Annotated in this window: 16 protein-coding genes; 9 read left to right on the top strand and 7 right to left on the bottom strand. The window is 43.5% G+C overall.

Going from position 1 to position 19,064, the window contains the following annotated elements:
* Positions 1 to 1,398 (top strand): tetratricopeptide repeat protein (locus tag V7K62_RS19210; RefSeq protein WP_334866753.1); only part of this gene is annotated, 1,398 nt, incomplete at its 5' end.
* Between the two features lie 527 nt (positions 1,399 to 1,925).
* Complete coding sequence (locus tag V7K62_RS19205) at positions 1,926 to 3,530, top strand: PQQ-dependent sugar dehydrogenase (RefSeq protein WP_334866750.1); 1,605 nt, start codon at positions 1,926 to 1,928, stop codon at positions 3,528 to 3,530.
* Positions 3,531 to 3,678: 148 nt separating this feature from the next.
* On the opposite strand, the gene V7K62_RS19200 is transcribed toward V7K62_RS19205, so the two are convergent.
* Positions 3,679 to 4,623, bottom strand: coding sequence for an NAD(P)-dependent alcohol dehydrogenase (locus V7K62_RS19200; RefSeq protein WP_334866748.1), 945 nt, complete (start codon positions 4,621 to 4,623; stop codon positions 3,679 to 3,681).
* A gap of 128 nt (positions 4,624 to 4,751) precedes the next feature.
* Positions 4,752 to 5,330: a Uma2 family endonuclease gene (locus tag V7K62_RS19195; protein ID WP_334866746.1), complete on the bottom strand. Its 579-nt coding sequence runs from the start codon at positions 5,328 to 5,330 to the stop codon at positions 4,752 to 4,754.
* A gap of 1,140 nt (positions 5,331 to 6,470) precedes the next feature.
* Between V7K62_RS19195 and nifB the strand changes: the two genes are divergently transcribed.
* The 7 genes from nifB (at position 6,471) to nifD (ending at position 14,352) form a co-directional block, all read left to right on the top strand.
* Positions 6,471 to 7,922, top strand: coding sequence for a nitrogenase cofactor biosynthesis protein NifB (nifB, locus tag V7K62_RS19190; protein WP_334866755.1), 1,452 nt, complete (start codon positions 6,471 to 6,473; stop codon positions 7,920 to 7,922).
* Positions 7,923 to 8,083: 161 nt separating this feature from the next.
* A complete protein-coding gene (locus V7K62_RS19185) occupies positions 8,084 to 8,440 on the top strand; it encodes a 4Fe-4S binding protein (RefSeq protein ID WP_334866744.1) in 357 nt (118 codons plus the stop codon).
* A gap of 30 nt (positions 8,441 to 8,470) precedes the next feature.
* Positions 8,471 to 9,679, top strand: coding sequence for a cysteine desulfurase NifS (gene nifS / locus V7K62_RS19180; RefSeq protein WP_334866742.1), 1,209 nt, complete (start codon positions 8,471 to 8,473; stop codon positions 9,677 to 9,679).
* Positions 9,680 to 9,927: 248 nt separating this feature from the next.
* Positions 9,928 to 10,827, top strand: a complete 900-nt coding sequence (gene nifU / locus V7K62_RS19175) for a Fe-S cluster assembly protein NifU (protein WP_334866740.1) — start codon at positions 9,928 to 9,930, stop codon at positions 10,825 to 10,827.
* A gap of 319 nt (positions 10,828 to 11,146) precedes the next feature.
* A complete protein-coding gene (locus V7K62_RS19170) occupies positions 11,147 to 11,503 on the top strand; it encodes a globin domain-containing protein (RefSeq protein ID WP_292793125.1) in 357 nt (118 codons plus the stop codon).
* Between the two features lie 338 nt (positions 11,504 to 11,841).
* A complete protein-coding gene (gene nifH / locus V7K62_RS19165) occupies positions 11,842 to 12,735 on the top strand; it encodes a nitrogenase iron protein (RefSeq protein ID WP_334866738.1) in 894 nt (297 codons plus the stop codon).
* Positions 12,736 to 12,885: 150 nt separating this feature from the next.
* A complete protein-coding gene (gene nifD, locus V7K62_RS19160) occupies positions 12,886 to 14,352 on the top strand; it encodes a nitrogenase molybdenum-iron protein alpha chain (RefSeq protein ID WP_334866737.1) in 1,467 nt (488 codons plus the stop codon).
* Between the two features lie 218 nt (positions 14,353 to 14,570).
* Here the strand turns inward: nifD and V7K62_RS19155 are convergent, their stop codons facing one another.
* From V7K62_RS19155 to ppk2, 5 genes are all read right to left on the bottom strand, one after another.
* On the bottom strand, positions 14,571 to 15,230 hold the full coding sequence (locus tag V7K62_RS19155; RefSeq protein WP_334866735.1) for a hypothetical protein: 660 nt from the start codon (positions 15,228 to 15,230) through the stop codon (positions 14,571 to 14,573).
* Positions 15,231 to 15,250: 20 nt separating this feature from the next.
* Positions 15,251 to 15,976 (bottom strand): hypothetical protein, encoded by a 726-nt coding sequence (locus V7K62_RS19150; RefSeq protein WP_334866733.1) that lies wholly within the window; start codon positions 15,974 to 15,976, stop codon positions 15,251 to 15,253.
* 430 nt (positions 15,977 to 16,406) lie between these two features.
* Positions 16,407 to 16,640, bottom strand: a complete 234-nt coding sequence (locus V7K62_RS19145; protein ID WP_334866731.1) for a hypothetical protein — start codon at positions 16,638 to 16,640, stop codon at positions 16,407 to 16,409.
* Positions 16,641 to 16,677: 37 nt separating this feature from the next.
* Positions 16,678 to 17,277 carry a hypothetical protein gene (locus V7K62_RS19140; RefSeq protein WP_334866729.1) on the bottom strand — a complete coding sequence of 200 codons (600 nt, stop codon included), beginning with the start codon at positions 17,275 to 17,277 and terminating at the stop codon, positions 16,678 to 16,680.
* Between the two features lie 22 nt (positions 17,278 to 17,299).
* Positions 17,300 to 18,223, bottom strand: a complete 924-nt coding sequence (ppk2, locus tag V7K62_RS19135; protein ID WP_334866727.1) for a polyphosphate kinase 2 — start codon at positions 18,221 to 18,223, stop codon at positions 17,300 to 17,302.
* Positions 18,224 to 19,064: the final 841 nt, after the last annotated feature.

The following is a 19,064-nucleotide window of genomic DNA, read 5'->3' as shown; positions in this document are numbered from 1 at the left end:
ATTAATCCCGATTTTGCAGTAGCTTATTTTTACCGGGGTTTAGCTCACTATAAATTAGGAGATCACCAAGCTGCAATTGAAGACTACACTCAAGCTATCAAAATTAATCCCAACGATGCACTAGCTTATTTCTACCGGGGTTTAGCTCGCTATGAATTAGGAGATAAGCAAGCTGCAATTGAAGACTACACTCAGGCTATCAAAATTAATCCCAACGATGCAGGTGCTTACAATAACCGGGGTAATGCTTACTCTGCTTTAGGAGATAAGCAAACAGCAATTGCAGACTACACCCAATCCATCAAACTTAATCCCAACTTTCTATACGCTTACCACAATAGGGGTGTAGATCGCTATAAATTAGGAGATAGGCAAGCTGCAATTGAAGACTACACTCAGGCTATCAAAATTAATCCCAACGATGCACTAGCTTATTGCAACCGGGGTGTAGCTCGTGGTGAATTAGGAGATCAGCAAGCTGCAATTGAAGATTTCACTCAAGCCATCAAAATTAATCCCAACTATGCAGCTGCTTACAACAACCGGGGTGTAGCTCGTGGTGAATTAGGAGATAAGCAAGCTGCAATTGAAGACTACACTCAAGCCATCAAAATTAATCCCAACTATGCAGCTGCTTACAACAACCGGGGTTTAGTTCGCTATGAATTAGGAGATAAGCAAGCTGCAATTGAAGACTACACTCAGGCTATCAAAATTAATCCCAACTATGTAGGTGCTTACAATAACCGGGGTAATGCTCACTCTGCTTTAGGAGATAAGCAAACAGCAATTGCAGACTACACTCAAGCTATCAAAATTAATCCCAACGATGCACTAGCTTATTTCTACCGGGGTTTAGCTCGCGGTCGATTAGGAGATAAGCAAGCTGCAATTGAAGACTACACTCAGGCTATCAAAATTAATCCCAACGATGCAGATGCTTACAACAACCGGGGTATAGCTCGCGGTCGATTAACAGATCAGCAAGCTGCAATTGAAGACTACACTCAAGCCATCAAAATTAATTCCAACTATGCAGATGCTTACTACAACAGGGGTTTAGCTCGCGGTCGATTAGGAGATCACCAAGCTGCAATTGAAGACTACACTCAAGCCATCAACATTAATCCCAACGATGCAGATGCTTACTACTTGCGGGGTAAAGCTCACTATGCTTTAGTAGACAAACAAGCAGCAATTGAAGATTTCACTCAAGCCATCAAAATTAATCCCAACTATGCAGATGCTTACCACAACCGGGGTATAGCTCGCTCTGCTTTAGGACATAAGCAAGCTGCAATTAGACATTTTCGTAAAGCTGCCGATTTGTATAAGCAACAAGGAAAAGAAAGCAACTATCAAGATGCTCTAAAGCGCATTAAACAGCTTGAGAAATAACCAGATCGCCAACTTGTTCAAAAAGTCAGTAATATTATTCGCAAAATGGAAAAATTCTGGTGATCGCGATTAATCAAGATTATCTGGATCTATGCCGAGCGATCGCAATTTTCCCCACAGCACACCCAGTTTCGCTATAACCATGAGCCACCGCTAGTTCTATCAAGGGATATGTGCAATTTTGCTTTGAAAAAGCGATCGCTCTGCCTTTACTCTCGGTTCACCCATTTTTTGATGAGTTATATCATGTCTGCTTGATTACTTATTAAACCCGAATCACCCCAAAGAGAAAAAGCTACGTTTGTCTCTTTGGGGGAGACGCAATTGGCATCTGGGATGCAATGACCGTGGGTACTTATAAGTAATTATGCGGACATGATATGAGAAAAATCGAAGTACATGAAGATATCTTAAGTATTTTAAAAAACTAGTACCTCTGAGTTAGCTTTATGCAAACTCTCGGTCAAATCGGCTAGCCGAGAGTTACGTGTAATATAAATCACCACCAAGCTAGAGGAAAGTTAAAAATGGTTGCATTTGCTTTAAACACAACACAGATGCTTAGACGCATACTATCCGCATCGCTACTTAGTCTGATATCCTTAGAGGTTCTTACCACCGCAGCGTTCAGCAACCCGCCCCCTGCGTCTGTCGAAATCAAGGTGAAAGTGCCAAGTACAATGAGCTATTGGCCCTTTGATACTAACCGTTACTTGAAAGTGCCGCCCAACTTCTCCATCTCTGTTTATGCTCGCATTGAGGCAGCTCGCTTCATAGCAGTTGCTCCCAACGGGGATCTTCTAGTGTCACAGCCCAGCAAGGGTAAAGTGTTAATTGTCCGGTCAAACGGCAGCAAAGACCCAATTATTTCTGATTTTGTGACGGGTCTACGCAAACCACACGATATTGTGTTTCATAAGATTGACAACACCACATACATTTATATCTCTGAGAGTCATCAAATTAACCGCTTCATCTACAACTCTGGAGACTTAATCGCAAAAAATCGCCAAATCGTTGTAATTGGCTTACCGGACGGCAGCACATCGGAACTCAAAGGTGCTTATGGTCACGAACTGAAAAATATCGCACTTGATGCCAATCACAAACTATACGTGTCGATCGCCTCTACGTGCAATGCCTGTAAAGAAGATACTGTCAGTTACCCAAAGCGTGGTGCGATTTACCAGTACGACGCTAATGGAACCAATCAGCGGCTTTTTGCCCAAGGTTTACGTAATGCCGAAGGATTAGCATTCTTACCTAACACAAATGATCTTTGGGTAGTCGTTAATAATCGAGATAATATTGCCTATCCCTTCAACGATAGCAGTGGCAATTACGGTAAGATTATCCCCTCCTACGTAGACGACCACCCGCCAGAGGAGTTTACAAAAGTCCGAGATGGCGGTAACTATGGTTGGCCATTCTGCAACCCCAATCCTGACACCTCAAATGGCCTCAACAATATGCCATTTGACCGCGACTATCAGTTCAATGCTGATGGACACGTTAATTGCAATGCAATGGATAGGATTAGCAAGGGTATCCCAGCCCATTCCGCTCCCTTGGGACTAACATTCTTACAAAATACCAATTTTCCCAGCCTGTACTCAACTGGGGTAGTGGCGGGGCTGCACGGTTCATGGAATCGGCAGAAGAAAACGGGCTACAAAATAGCTTACTTCCCCTGGAACACTACAACAAAGACCCCAGAGCAGGAGATGGATTTAGTCAGCGGTTGGGTAGTTTCAGGAACGCAAGGAATCTGGGGGCGACCCGTGGATATGGTAGTAGATCAGCAAGGTAATTTGTTAATTTCGGATGACTACAGCGGCAGCATCTACAAGCTCTCCTACACGCCGTCACAACAGGTTAAGGTCTACAGAGACTCTAACTTTGCTGGAGTTTCCCAGTCTTTTCCTACAACTCCAGGAGTATACAAAGCTAACAAAGGTGACTTAAATATTGTTGGTAATGATACTATTAGCTCATTAAGTGTACCACCAAATACAGTGGTACGTGTATGCCAACATGAAACTGGTGGTCTATGCCACGAGTATACGGCTGGTGATTATAAATACCTTGCAAATGGCCTAGATAACATCATATCGTTTATACAGGTCAAGTAGTACCAAATTTTCTTTGCATTCACTGTTAACGCCAACTCTACCTTTTGAACTAAACCATCGTTTCAGAGGCAGTGAAGCTTTGAATAACAGCATTTTGGGTGAATTGCAGAACTTTACTGGCAATTTCCCCTGATAACGGGACTGGCAATCAACTGGAAACCGCGATCGCAATTTTCCCCACTGCCCGCCCAGTTTCGCTATAACTATGAGCTGCCGCTAGTTCTTGTAAAGGATATGTGCGATCAATCACCACACCTATTTTACCCGCTTCAATTAATTCTTTCAGATAAATCAAGTCTTGAGTGTTAGGTTTCTCAAAGAGAAATTTAGCTTTTTGACCAGGAAGAAACGCTGTTAAGACGCTCTCTAAGAAGACTTCGGGGCTGGGTACTGTGGTGATATAAATTCCATTGGGTTTGAGGACTCTTTTAGTTTGTGAAAGCGATCGCTTTCCCACTGCATCAAAGATAATGTCATACTGCGCTGGATCTTTGGTGAAATCTTGCTGCGTATAATCAATCACGCGGTCTGCTAAGAGAGATTTCACCAAATCCAAGTTTTTAGTACTGCTAACTCCCGTCACCACTGCCCCTAAAGCCTTAGCAATTTGTACTGCAAAACTGCCTACACCGCCCGCAGCACCATTAATCAAGACAGTTTGCCCTGTTTGAATATTTCCCTGATCTCGGAGTGCTTGCAGAGCCGTGAGCGCTGCTAAAGGCACAGCCGCAGCTTCTTCATAAGATAGATTCGTTGGTTTGAGAGCCACCAAATTTTCTGGGACGGCTGCAAGTTCGGCATAACCTCCTCCAGGGAAATTAGTACTGCCATAGACAGCATCTCCTGGTTTAAAACGTGTGACACCAGAGCCAACGGCTACGACTTCTCCCGCCACATCAAACCCCAGAATCTTCGGGAATTTGCTGCCAGTAATCAAACTCAACATCCCTTGGCGAATTTTCCAATCAATGGGATTAACGCTACTAGCACGAACTTTCACAAGTAACTGCGTTGGCTCAATTTTCGGCTGCTCCACGTCTTCATACCGCAAGACCTCAGCCGCGCCATACCGACGGATAACGACTGCTTTCATCGCATTCCTCCTGCTACCCTGTTTTGCTGAATGAACTTACACAGCTTATAACTACAGTGTAGCGATATCTAGGACGGGCTACGCCTACGTATGGCATTTAACGAAGATGTTAGGCGCAATCAGACTCTTTATTCTTCAGTGGTAAATACAACACCTTCATACAGCAGTTCAATTGGACACTCAAATTCAATGCTCGATAGAGTTAGCATATCTCCAGCCGTGTAGGGATAGTAAAGCCACATTCTACCCTCACCCCGACAGTAACGCTCAACGGAGATTTTTTCCGAGTCAATCAAGATATACTCTTGCAAACTGGGGATTGTCAGATAATAAGTGAATTTTTCACCCCGATCTTTAGCGCTTGTACCTGGGGAAAGAACTTCAGCAATCAGCTTGGGATGTTGAATAAATTTGCGGGCATTCAGGTCTTGAGGGTCGCAACTGACAATAACATCAGGATAATAGTAGCGGCTCTGGGGAGTGAGTTGCACTTTCACGTCTGACACATTAGCCCGACAACCTCTGGAACGCAAATGTGGGCGTAAAGCAGTGTACAAGTTTAGTGCAATGTCGTTATGGGGAATTGTACGGCCTGTCATGGCAAATACTTCGCCATTGGCATATTCGTAGCGAACGTCTTGCTGAGGTTCCCATTCGAGATATTCCTCAACGGTCATTTTTGGCGGCTGTTGGCGGATGGCTATCATAACTAAGATTTTTTCACGCTTGGTTTGATTGTAGCTAAATAGTATACGCAACAAAAAGCGGTATCTGGAAAACCTCACTTCTATTTCTCTCTACTCAGAGGAGAGAGACTTTGAATTTCCTCCCTACCCGTTAGGTTTTTCGTTAAGGTTTGTAGTGAGCAATTCAGAAAATTCATTGCGATCGCACAATCATGTTAGATTATAGTTTGTTGTTTCTCTCAAACACAAAATCTGAGAGTTTCTTAGCCATCTCCTCATTGTGGGAATGAAAAAAAAGGAGTTAAAAGTTAAGTTTTTTGAAAATAATGTGCAGCAACGCCTCTATTTCTATCTGCTCACATAGCTTACCAGATAAGACTTACAACCCCAATTGAATATCATTGTCAAAGCAAAAATTAAAAAAATATGAATTGCATTTTTACCCTCAAAAAAATGATATGTTAGATACAGAATTGAATTTCGCTTTTTTTCTGGAGTAGAACAATATAGACTACTCCAGTTTTTCACCCTCAAACCTTTGGCATTTATTGCTTTTGACGGAATTTGAGGGCAATGTGAGTACACATTTAAATAACCCAAACCCAGTTTTAAGTTAGTTAAAGTCCTTGCTGGGATTGGGTTTTAGCCGAGTACAAATAAATCCTGAACCCCCATCTATAAACACTAGAACCCCAACCAAAAAATACTAGAACCCCTACCCGAAAAATAAATTTTTAATCCTTGTAATGCTTGAAGAATTAGGGTTTTTGTTATTTGAGTACAAAAGTAATAAATCCAATAAATTCTATCCTAGAGAGACGCAACATCTGGCTGGGAGATGGCTGCTATAAATCTTATATCGCCAATCACTTAACGCTCTGACACAAAACAAAGCGAAGAGTGAGTGGAGGGATGACATAGCACCATGCCTGAAGTGAAGAGAAGTCGCGGCTGTAAACACAAATTCTACCCAAGAACCGAACGTTGACACACACCAGCCGAACATCAAATAGATATCGCCTGCCTTACTTGAAAACAAGTCGCCCAAACCCAGGCGTTGCAGGCAGTGTGAAAGACGCGACTTCAATTCCTGGGCATATAAGAGTAGCAACAACATCTCCCACAGTGGCAGCCAAGTCCACCGACCTTTTGCGAAACTCAATGACATCACCGTCTACACGACTCCTCAACTCCAACGCTACGGAATCGACAACCCAAGCAAAATCCGGTGGTTGCGGCTGCGACAGCCCCAGCAGCGCCACCGTGGAAAGGGATCAAAAGCTCGAAGAACGCATTGCTAAACATCCCTGCTACAGCGAAGACGCCCATCACCACTATGCCCGGTTGCACGTTGCAGTTGCACCAGCTTGCAACATTCAATGCAACTATTGCAACCGTAAATATGATTGCGCTAACGAAAGCCGTCCTGGAGTAGTTAGCGAATTGCTAACCCCAGAAGAAGCAGCACACAAAGCTTTGGTCATTGGCGGCAAGATTCCCCAAATGACAGTTGTGGGAATTGCGGGCCCTGGCGACCCTCTGGCGAACCCAGATAAGACTTTCCGCACATTTGAGTTGATTGCAGCCCAAGCGCCAGACATCAAGCTGTGCTTATCAACCAATGGTTTAATGCTGCCTGACTACGTTGATCGCATTAAACAATTAAATATAGATCACGTTACGATCACCATTAACATGGTAGATCCAGAGATCGGTGCTAAGATTTATCCTTGGGTTCACTATAACCGCAAGCGTTACAGAGGCATTGAAGGCGCAAGAATTCTCCACGAAAGACAGATGGAAGGATTACAAGCCCTGAAAGATGCTGACATCTTGTGTAAAGTCAACTCGGTGATGATTCCCGGAATTAATGACCATCACTTAGTCGAAGTGAATCGAGTCATTCGTGAGAAAGGTGCATTCTTGCACAACATCATGCCATTGATTTCTGCACCAGAACATGGCACACACTTCGGTTTAACTGGTCAACGCGGCCCCACACCCAAAGAACTCAAAGAAGTTCAAGACAATTGCTCTGGTAACATGAAAATGATGCGTCACTGTCGCCAGTGTCGTGCCGATGCCGTAGGATTGTTGGGAGAAGACCGCAGTCAGGAATTTTCCAAAGAGAAATTCTTGGAAATGGCTCCAGACTATGACATGGATAAACGCCAAGAAGTTCACGACGGGATTGAGAAGTTTAAAGAAGAACTGAAAGTCGCCAAAGACAAGGCGCTAGCCGGTAAGAAAATTGCCAATAGTCCTAAAATCCTAGTTGCAGTCGCAACCAAAGGCGGCGGATTAGTTAACCAACACTTCGGTCATGCCAAAGAATTCCAAATTTACGAAGTGGGTGGAAACGAAGTTCGCTTTGTCGGTCATCGCAAAATTGACCAATACTGCCAAGGTGGATACGGCGAGGAAGCTACTTTTGAGCATATTATGAAAGCGATCGCAGATTGCAAAGCAGTTTTAGCCTCCAAGATTGGTAACAGTCCTCAAGAAAAATTGCAAAAAGCTGGAATAGAAAGTGTTGAAGCTTACGATGTGATTGAAAAGGTTGCTTTGGAATTCTACGAGCAATACGTTAAAGAATTAGGGAATAAAGAATAGGGCATGGGGCATGGGGGAGCCTGTGCCGGGCGGCTCTGCCGACTTGAGGCGACTGGCGTCATAGGGCATGGGACAAGAAGTATATCCCTAATGCCCTACCCTAAACCCAATCCTCAATGCCCAATCCCCACTGCCCCATTCCCAAAAAAGGAGAATAAATCATGGCTTACAAAATTCTTACTAGCCAGTGTATTTCCTGCAATCTCTGTCTATCTGTATGTCCCACAAATGCAGTTAAAGTGGTTGATGGACAGCACTGGATTGACCCTGAACTTTGTACAAATTGTATTGGTAGCATTCATACCATGCCTCAGTGTAAAGCTGGTTGTCCTACATGCGACGGTTGCGTTAAGCAGCCTAGCGACTATTGGGAAGGCTGGTTTGCCGATTACAACCGCGTAGTTGCTAAATTAACAAATAAACAAGATTACTGGGAACTTTGGTTTAACAGCTATTCCCAGAAATACTCCGAACAGTTGCAAAAGCGTCAATCCCAATCAGTGGGGTCTGAAGCTTAAATAATTCGTAATTCTTAATTCAAGACAACAATGCAAAATAACTGCATCTATCTCGATAATAATGCCACCACTAAGGTAGACTCAGAAGTTATAGAGGTAATGCTGCCTTACCTCACAGATTATTACGGCAATCCCTCCAGTATGCATACCTTTGGTGGGCAAGTCGGTAAAGCAGTGAGAACCGCAAGAGAACAACTTGCAGCCATCCTGGGAGCCGATGAGTCAGAAATTATCTACACAAGTTGTGGAACTGAGGGAGATAACGCCGCAATTCGAGCCGCACTTTTGGCGCAACCAGAAAAGCGACACATCATCACCACCCAAGTTGAACACCCAGCAGTACTCAATGTCTGCAAACAATTAGAAACCCAAGGTTACACTGTTACCTATCTATCAGTAAATCATCAAGGGCAGTTGGATCTAGATGAACTAGAAGCTTCCTTGACGGGTAACACCGCCTTGGTGACAATTATGTATGCTAATAATGAAACTGGCACGATTTTCCCGATTGAACAAATTGGGTTGCGGGTGAAAGAATATGGTGCTATCTTCCATGTAGATGCGGTGCAAGTAGTGGGAAAAATCCCCTTGAATATGAAGACTAGCACCATAGATATGCTAACCCTGTCTGGTCACAAGCTGCACGGCCCCAAAGGAATTGGTGCTTTATATATCCGGCGCGGGGTTCGGTTCCGTCCCTTCATTCTTGGGGGACACCAAGAACGCGGACGTAGAGCGGGAACAGAGAATGTTCCAGCAATTATCGCCTTGGGCAAAGCTGCCCAACTAGAACTGTTACACTTAGAAGAAGCGACCAAAAGAGAAATAAAGCTGCGGGATCGCCTGGAACAAACTTTACTAGCTAAAATTCCCGATTGTGTTGTCAATGGTGACGTTACGCAGAGATTGCCCAACACCACAAATATCGGCTTCAAGTATATTGAAGGTGAAGCTATCTTACTATCCTTGAATAAATACGGTATCTGTGCATCATCCGGTTCTGCTTGCACCTCCGGCTCACTGGAACCTTCCCATGTCCTGCGGGCAATGGGCTTACCCTACACAACTTTGCATGGTTCCATTCGCTTCAGCCTTTGTCGCTACACCACAGAAGCCGAAATCGATCAAGTGATCGAGGTAATGCCCAGCATTGTGGAACGTTTACGCGCCCTCTCACCCTTCAAAAATGATAATGCGGGTTGGCTGCAAGAACAAGAGCAAGCACTGGCGCATCGCTAGGGACTGTTTTCAAACTCGAAGATCCCCCCTAGCCCCCCTTAAAAAGGGGGGGAAAGAAACTCTCAGAGTAAGGCTTTTTAAGAAGAGAAAACAAACTCTAAAAGCCCCACTTTTTAAGGGGGGTTGGGGGGATCTCCAAAGACTGGGGTGCTTAAGGAAAGGTTTGAAAACGCGCCTCATAATCGAGAATGGAAGCAATACCCCACTCCCCCAATCTAAAATCCAAAATCTAAAATCTAAAATTCATTATGTGGGACTACACTGATAAAGTATTAGAACTGTTTTACAATCCCCTGAATCAGGGAGCCATTGAAGAATCTGGCGAACCTGGGGTTAAGCTTGCAATGGGAGAAATCGGTAGCATTGCTTGCGGTGATGCTCTGAGATTGCACCTGAAAGTGGAAGTAGAATCTGATAAGATTCTAGATGCTCGTTTTCAAACCTTTGGCTGTACTAGTGCGATCGCATCTTCTAGTGCATTAACCGAAATGATCAAAGGTTTAACCTTAGATGAAGCCCTGAAAGTGTCCAACAGAGACATTGCAGATTACCTGGGTGGTTTACCAGAAGCAAAGATGCACTGCTCTGTCATGGGACAAGAAGCGCTAGAAGCCGCTATCTATAATTACCGTGGCATACCTCTAGCTACCCATGATGAGGATGATGAAGGCGCGTTAGTTTGCAGTTGCTTTGGGATCAGCGAGGCCAAAATTCGCCGCGTCGTTCTAGAAAATAATCTCACTGGTGCCGAAGAGGTAACAAATTATGTGAAAGCTGGTGGTGGATGCGGTTCCTGTTTGGCGAACATTGATGATATAATTAAATCAGTTCAACAGGAATACGCCTCACCTGCTCTCAACGATTACGGCGTCAAAGTTGCCACAGAAATTGTTACGTCTAAAGAGCGATCGCTAACTAACGTCCAAAAGATTGCTCTAATTCAAAAGGTTCTTGATGAAGAAGTCAGACCCGTACTCATCGCAGATGGGGGAGACGTAGAACTCTATGATGTCGAAGGCGATCGCGTTAAAGTTGTGCTGCAAGGTGCTTGCGGTTCCTGTTCTAGTAGTACAGCAACTCTAAAAATTGCGATCGAAGCCAGATTACAAGATCGTGTTAGCAAGAGCCTTGTAGTCGAAGCAGTTTAGGAATTGCTTTCTTGACTTAACGTACTCTACAAATACGCCCTAATATGCATTCAGCCAGGAACAGAAAGTAGGATTTGAACCGAATCATTGTCTCCACTCAATGCTTCATACCAATTCGCCAAAAGAAAGTCACAGATTCAAATCTAACTCTCTTAATTACGAATTACGTAGACACCCGAAGGATTGCTCCCCCCAAGGTATTACGAATTACGAATTGGTATCAGTCCTATCACTATTACGGCTAACAGCATATAGGCTTCATAGATTAAGCGCCTAAAAAGCAAATTTCATCATCTAACTCGCTTCAAAGGAACAGGATATGAGTACATTGTACGACAAACTGGGCGGACAACCAGCTATTGAACAAATAGTAGATGAACTCCACAAACGCATTGCCACAGACAGCCTCCTCAATCCCATTTTTGCTGGTACAGATATGGTCAAGCAACGTAATCATCTAGTTGCTTTCTTATCTCAGATATTTGAAGGGCCAAAGCAATACGCCGGTCGTCCAATGGACAAAACCCACGCGGGAATGAATCTACAGCAACCACACTTCGATGCGATCGCCAAGCATCTCGGTGAAGCAATGGCTGTGCGTGGAGAGTCAGCAGAAGACACCAAAGCTGCACTAGAGCGCGTCACAAATATGAAGGGCGCTATTTTGAACAAGTAATCGGACTTATGCATTGATTGTTGACAAATAACAACATCAAGTCCTATTGAATCTTGCAAGCTGAAACACATTATGACGTATTTGTAAATTGCGTAATCTCCTAGTCATTAGTCAGGATAAATGATTAATGACTAGGGACAAAAGAAAAAAATTTAGCCAGGAAATATATGTACTTACTTTCGATCATTTTAGCTGTGGAGCGATCGCCCCCAGCAGGCATTTATGCCAACTGTACCAACGATGCTCTACACGCGCTCACTACTGTCGCTCAACTGGCGTGAACGCAACTGACAAACGCGCATACCCACCAACCAACCAATTGCAGGGAAACACGAATCATGACTGAAGAAAAGATTAGACAGATAGCTTTCTACGGTAAGGGCGGTATCGGTAAATCTACCACCTCCCAAAACACCTTAGCAGCTATGGCAGAAATGGGTCAACGCATCCTCATCGTCGGTTGCGACCCGAAAGCTGACTCCACCCGTTTGATGCTGCACAGCAAAGCTCAAACCACCGTTCTTCACCTCGCCGCAGAACGTGGTGCAGTAGAAGATATCGAACTCGAAGAAGTAATGCTGACCGGTTTCCGTGACGTTCGTTGCGTTGAATCTGGTGGTCCAGAACCCGGTGTAGGTTGCGCCGGTCGTGGTATCATCACCGCCATCAACTTCTTAGAAGAAAATGGTGCTTACCAAAACCTAGACTTCGTATCTTACGACGTATTAGGTGACGTTGTGTGCGGTGGTTTCGCAATGCCTATCCGTGAAGGCAAGGCACAAGAAATCTACATCGTGACATCAGGTGAAATGATGGCGATGTATGCTGCAAACAACATTGCTCGTGGTGTTCTCAAGTATGCTCACACTGGTGGCGTGCGTTTGGGTGGTTTGATTTGTAACAGCCGTAACACAGACCGGGAAATCGACTTGATCGAAACCTTGGCAAAACGGTTGAACACCCAAATGATTCACTACGTACCCCGTGACAACATCGTTCAACACGCAGAATTGCGCCGGATGACTGTTAACGAGTACGCACCAGAAAGCAACCAAGCTAACGAATATCGCACATTGGCTACAAAGATTATCGACAACAAAAATCTATCTATTCCTACACCCATCGAAATGGAAGAACTAGAAGAATTGTTGATTGAATTCGGTATCCTCGAAAGCGACGAAAATACCGCAATGCTAGTTGGTAAGAGTGCTACTGAAGTTCCTGTAGTATAATTCGCTGCTAAGAAATAACGCTTTAGCACAAGGAAAAAGGAAGAGTTTCATATCTTCCCTTTTATCCTCTCCCTTCCATCTCCCCCCTAACCTTAGAGGGGACTCCTAGTCCCCCTATGCCCCGATCCTTACAAGTCACAGAGGCTAAGTATGACACCTCCAGAAAATCAAAACATCATCGAAGAAAGAAAAGAACTAATTAAAGAAGTTCTCAGTGCTTATCCTGAAAAAGCCGCTAAAAAGCGGGAAAAACACTTAAACGTATACGAAGAAGGTAAGTCCGATTGCGGCGTTAAGTCTAACGTTAAATCCCTTCCTGGGGTAATGACCGCTCGTGGTTGTGCTTACGCCGGTTCTAAAGGTGTGGTCTGGGGTCCTATTAAGGACATGATCCACATCAGCCACGGACCTGTAGGTTGCGGTTATTATTCTTGGTCTGGTCGTCGTAACTACTACATCGGTACCACAGGTATTGACTCCTTTGGTACCATGAACTTCACCTCCGACTTCCAAGAACGAGATATCGTTTTTGGTGGTGACAAGAAACTTACCAAGCTCATCCAAGAACTTGATGTACTTTTCCCCCTTAACCGTGGTGTTTCCATTCAATCTGAATGTCCCATCGGTCTAATTGGGGATGACATCGAAGCTGTTGCTCGCAAGACATCGAAAGAAATTGGCAAGCCAGTTGTACCTGTGCGTTGCGAAGGCTTCCGGGGTGTTTCCCAATCTTTGGGACACCACATTGCTAACGACATGGTTCGTGACTGGGTATTCACCAAATCCGACCAAGCCAAGAAAGACGGTACACTCAAGTTTGAAGGTACCCCTTATGACGTAGCCGTTATCGGTGACTACAACATCGGTGGAGATGCTTGGGCCAGCCGCATCCTGTTAGAAGAAATCGGCTTGCGCGTAGTCGCTCAGTGGTCAGGTGATGGCACCATCAACGAAATGTTGATGACCCCCAATGTGAAGATGAACCTCATCCACTGTTATCGGTCGATGAACTACATCAGCCGTCACATGGAAGAAGCTTATGGAATACCCTGGCTTGAGTACAATTTCTTCGGCCCCACTAAGATTGCTGAATCTTTACGGGAAATCGCTTCCAAGTTTGACGAGACAATCCAAGCAAACGCTGAGAAAGTCATCGCCAAGTATCAGCCAACAATGGATGCGGTACTTGCTAAGTATCACCCCCGCTTGGAAGGTAAGACTGTTGCCATCATGGTTGGTGGTCTACGTCCTCGCCACGTTGTCCCAGCGTTCCAAGACTTGGGCATGAAGATGATAGGTACTGGTTATGAGTTCGCTCATAACGATGACTACAAACGTACTGCTGGCTACATCGAAAACGGCACCATCGTTTATGACGACGTTACCGCTTACGAATTCGAGGAATTTATCAAAGCGCTCAAGCCCGACCTTGTAGCCTCTGGTGTGAAAGAGAAGTACGTCTTCCAAAAGATGGGTCTACCTTTCCGTCAAATGCACTCTTGGGATTACTCCGAACCTAGCGATGCCTCCGGCGGGCTACGCGCCAACGCACTTCAACATCATAGTAATGCAATTTTTTTTGGCGGCGGGAGAAAAAAGAGCCTATTTCTAGCCTAAATGCGAGTTGTAGGGTTATGTAGTAACAATCTATTTTGATGCTTTAAATAGTATAACTCTTATGGAGTCTGGTTTTGAGATTTTGCTTGCATTTTGCTTTAAGAAAAACTGTTAAATTGAAAACTATTTTAAATGACGATTTTTTAGATTAAATGGGGCGATCGCTTTGAAGGAGAGACAAGGTAGGCAATCGTCATACAAAAGGGTTAAAAAGCAGATTATACAGTAACTATTAGCGAATGCATATCAGAGTAATAAGACTTGTAATCTCTCCAGTTAAGAAGTGCTGTAATATTGCTAGCAAAATTAATTAAGTTACCATTTTCTAAGTCAAATGCTGGATCTTTAGGAGATTGGTCTGTAGAAGCATCATAATTGTGTGCAAGAAGATTAAAGATTGTTATATTTGGTTCTCTAAGTTCTTCATCATCTATATGATTAAACTGATTACGACCAGCGTAGATTGCTAGCCCAATAGGTAAATTTCTAACCCTCCGACCTATGCAGAATTTAGTAACTTTTTTTCCAGGCTTTATCAATGAGTATAAAGCTTCAGATAAGTTTTCAGGGATCTTTTCATTTTTAGAAAACCATTGAATTCCCATTGCAGCAATTTGCAGTACAGAACCGCATAGTGTAGCAAGTGCAAAACTTTCCGCACAGAATTCTTTCTGTGCTTTGAGTGATGATTGGATTTCAGGTTGATTTGCAGCCATCCAGTTTTTATAGACAGGTCTTTGGTTTAAAGTATCTCCAGCATTACCTACGTAGATAGGTGGCTTTGAATCATGCAAAATTTGGAGATATGAATCAATCCCCTCAAAAATTTTAATAACTGCACTTTCTGTTCCTTTAAGATATTCCTCTGCTGAGTCCATTTTGTAAATCTCCACTTTACTTACTTGGCATCAGAGCATAAATGCTTGTGAGCTGCATTATAGATCACCTTAATGTTATGAGTGTTACTGAAAGATGCTGTTTTATTCTCCAATGCTTGTTTAAAGCCCATTTCGTAGATATCAGCACAGGAGCCGTATCCGGCTACGAGTAAAGTTGCATCTGGTTTTTGATGAAATTCACTACGGACATCCTGAGTATCAAAACCTTGTTGCTTGACAGCAGAAAGGTAACTTTTTGGAGCTTCAGGACGAATAGAAACTTGAACACCTCTGTTAGGACAGAGATAAGAGTTTGCAAGAGCGTATATCGTAACTAGATTGAGCAAGAGTTCATCCGCTATGCTTGTTGCTGATGGCTCTTCAAGAAGTCGTTGCAACTGCCCAGTCATGGAAGCAAAAATTTGTCCCTTCTGTGTAATGCCAGCTTTTAGTTCACAATACTTGTCTGACGTCTCTAAGACATCTTGATTAGTCTGTGGCGATCGCTTTTTCTGTGGGAAAGCTTCATAGAATCCAGCAATCAATTTCGCTTGAGCCTGATGCTTCGGACTACGATCAGCCGTCAGTTCTCTGAAAGGACTCCAGTTTTCGCGTTTCATTGTTACTGAATCGTACACCTGAATCATTTCACCACAACCGCGAAAGAAAAATATTCCACCAAAAATCAAGATAAAGCCGAGAATACCCCCAATTTTCTCTTGCCACATAGCCTTAACCAACTTCATTCATCTAGGTTGCCCATCCGCCCCAACTCAACAACACTCTACTGCATATTTAGAGATTGTGTGTGAGATGCACAAGAAGTAGAGCGTTGTAGCGATCGCCCCAACTTGACAACATTTAAAGATTATCTGTGAGATGCATAAGAAGTAGATCGTTATCGCGATGTCTACGACGGTCTACACTTATGCATTCACTCGACAACCAGGTTGCGATCGCGTGATGAGGGTATGCGATCGTATTAAACTGTCCAATCCTCAATTAACAATCCGGGTACTTTGCCCAAATCCCGATGATTGCGTGTTAATAAAACTAATTTACGAGATAGTGCGATCACCGAATAGCCCGTCTTAGACATCACAGTAAAAGAAGTAGACTGTTGTTGCGATCGCCTTTACTCGACAACACGCCACTGTATATTCATACTGGGTGAAGTTAAGCGATCACCTCTAACTCAGGAATATACTCAGTTTCGTAGTTTTCAATTAAAACACCAATAACTTCCATTAGAGACGCGAGTGGATGCGTCTCGTCTTCACCAACTTGATCGATGAGACAATCAAGGATCTCAACCAAGCGTTCATATTCCTCTTCTGTGTGAGGAACAAAGACGTTTTCGGCAATGGATGACCAAGCGGTGATGGTTTGATCAAGGTTGAAACTTTGCATTATTTCTTCCACTTGCGAGAACAAAGTGTTATCCAAATTAACTACTAAATTGCTGAACGATTGTCTGTACAATTGCCAAAATAGCTCCGACATTATCCAAGTAATATCTTTGCTGATCAAGCAAGGCCACTTTTTGCGAAAGTTGAAGAAACTGCCATACTTCTCCTGTTGTCACGCATCCATAGATGGGTATTTCTGTTTGTCCAGATGAACGATTGAAGAAATCCGCCGCTACCATTTGGGCGATGCACTGTCCTAACCCAGCTTCAACATCATTTTTCTTCGCTTCCACAACAGTAAGAATTGGCGATCGCAACGGTGGTAAAGGTGGAGCCATTGCTAAAATAAAATCACATTCCCCAATCAAGCCCTGTGCAGGATCAACGTCAAGTCTTTGTCCAGAGAAAATAGCCAAGCTATCTTGGCTGAGATCGCGACAGGCTAGTAAAATCGGTACAATAATAAATTCACTCCGAGCCTTTTCACTAATCAGAGCTAATTGGGTTCGCTTTCCTAAAGTTTCATTTAACCACGAAGCAATAGAAAGAGGTACAAGCTTGGGAAACAAATCTGCTTCTTGGGTGGTGATTCCCAAAACAGCCGAAACTTTTTCTAGAGTAAAGTCACTGTACGCCATAGTATTGACTCAGGAATCTTGCTCAATACACTTGAGGAACAAAGAACTGCTCATTACGGGGTGCGCGAAGATAATCCTCAGCCACAGGTCTAGACGGAAGCTCTAACGGAGGAGGTGTCATATCTTCGTAAGGAACTTTGCTCAACAAATGATGAATGCAGTTGAGTCGCGCACGTTTTTTATCATCCGCTTCAATTGTAAACCAGGGGGCTTCTGGAATATTTGTGTAAGCAAACATCGTATCTTTTGCTTTGGAGAATTCTACCCAGCGATTACGTGATTCCAAATCCATCGGGCTGAGTTTCCAGCGCCTTGCTGGATCGTGACTGCGAGAAAGAAAGCGTTGCTCTTGTTCTTCATCGCTGACGGAAAACCAGTACTTGATTAAAACAATGCCAGATCGCACCAGCATTCGTTCAAATTCCGGGCAAGATTGCATGAATTCTTGATATTCTGCTTCAGTACAAAAATCCATCACCCGTTCAACTCCGGCTCGGTTGTACCAACTGCGATCGAAGAGGACTATTTCGCCAGCTGTCGGAAGATGTTGCACGTAACGCTGAAAATACCACTGAGTTTTCTCACGATCGGAGGGGGTTCCCAGAGCAACTACACGACAGCCACGAGGATTGAGAGGATCGGCAATCCGTTTAATTACTCCTCCTTTGCCGGCAGCATCGCGCCCTTCAAATATTATGACAACGCGATAACCGACGTGCTTAATCCAGTATTGCATTTTGACTAGCTCAACCTGGAGTTGCTCTAGTTCAGTTTCAAAAGTCTTTTTGGGAATTTTCTTGTTAAAAGCTTTTGTGCTACCATCAAAAATCCGTTTTGATTTTTTAGATTTTTTCTTGTCTTTTGCCTTTACTAGGTTTTCTATTAAGTCTGTAGCGGGTTGAGCTAGATCATTATTTTGCTGATTTCTAACTTCATCAATTGACATTGCAGTGACTCCATGCCATTAAATCGGCATAATTAGAGCTTATCTATAAAGTATATATTTTAATGCGGATTGAGTGTAAATATACACCTTCGGAAGTATTCCTACACCAAAGATTTGACACTCCCCGCGATAAATCGACAGGGATTCTTGGTTCAACGAAACCACTTAATCTAGAGTCCTTGCGTCATCTAGACCAGAGGTGGGATTCTCCCCAAGCGTTAACTTTCCGAGTGCCCCTCGGTAGTTGCATTCCTGCAAGTCCTGTTTTGCTTGAAACAATTTGTTCCAAAATTCTGAGTCGTCTAGCCCCTATGAATCTTTTACCTACTGCTAGGAAGAAACTAGAACAATGCAGTAGAACCGCATAGATTCAATTATCAAGGTTCAGTGCTTTGTCTCTCGACACCTAGGTTTTTTAAGTGGTTGATTACCTTTCCACTATTATTAGTATAGTGCATTGGTACACTAATTAATTGAAAGCCGTCCTTTATGACGGGGCTTTAAACCCAATTTCTCGGTAAATATGACTTAGGCATTGACAATAAATATTAAATATGCGTAACTTTAAAAACCACATCTTTCGTAAGGGCACAGCATTGCTGTGCCCTTACATTCTGGTCTATTGACGATCGCAGGATAATTAAGAAAAGCCTGAAACAACCGGGAGCATCGTTAATTCATATCACGAGGCAGCCGTTAACTTAAATCCGATCAATCTTCTCTGCAATCCGCTCTAATACTTCAAGTTCACTCTAATAACCGTTGGCGAATTTTAACAACCCCTCAATTTTTAAAGTTACTGAGGGGAAATTTTAATTAGTTAATCGGATGACTTAACTGC

This window comes from Nostoc sp., assembly GCF_036917935.1.
Lineage (GTDB): Bacteria > Cyanobacteriota > Cyanobacteriia > Cyanobacteriales > Nostocaceae > Nostoc.
The sequence above is the reverse complement of the archived record's forward strand: the minus strand, read 5'-3'. Positions and strand labels throughout refer to the sequence as shown.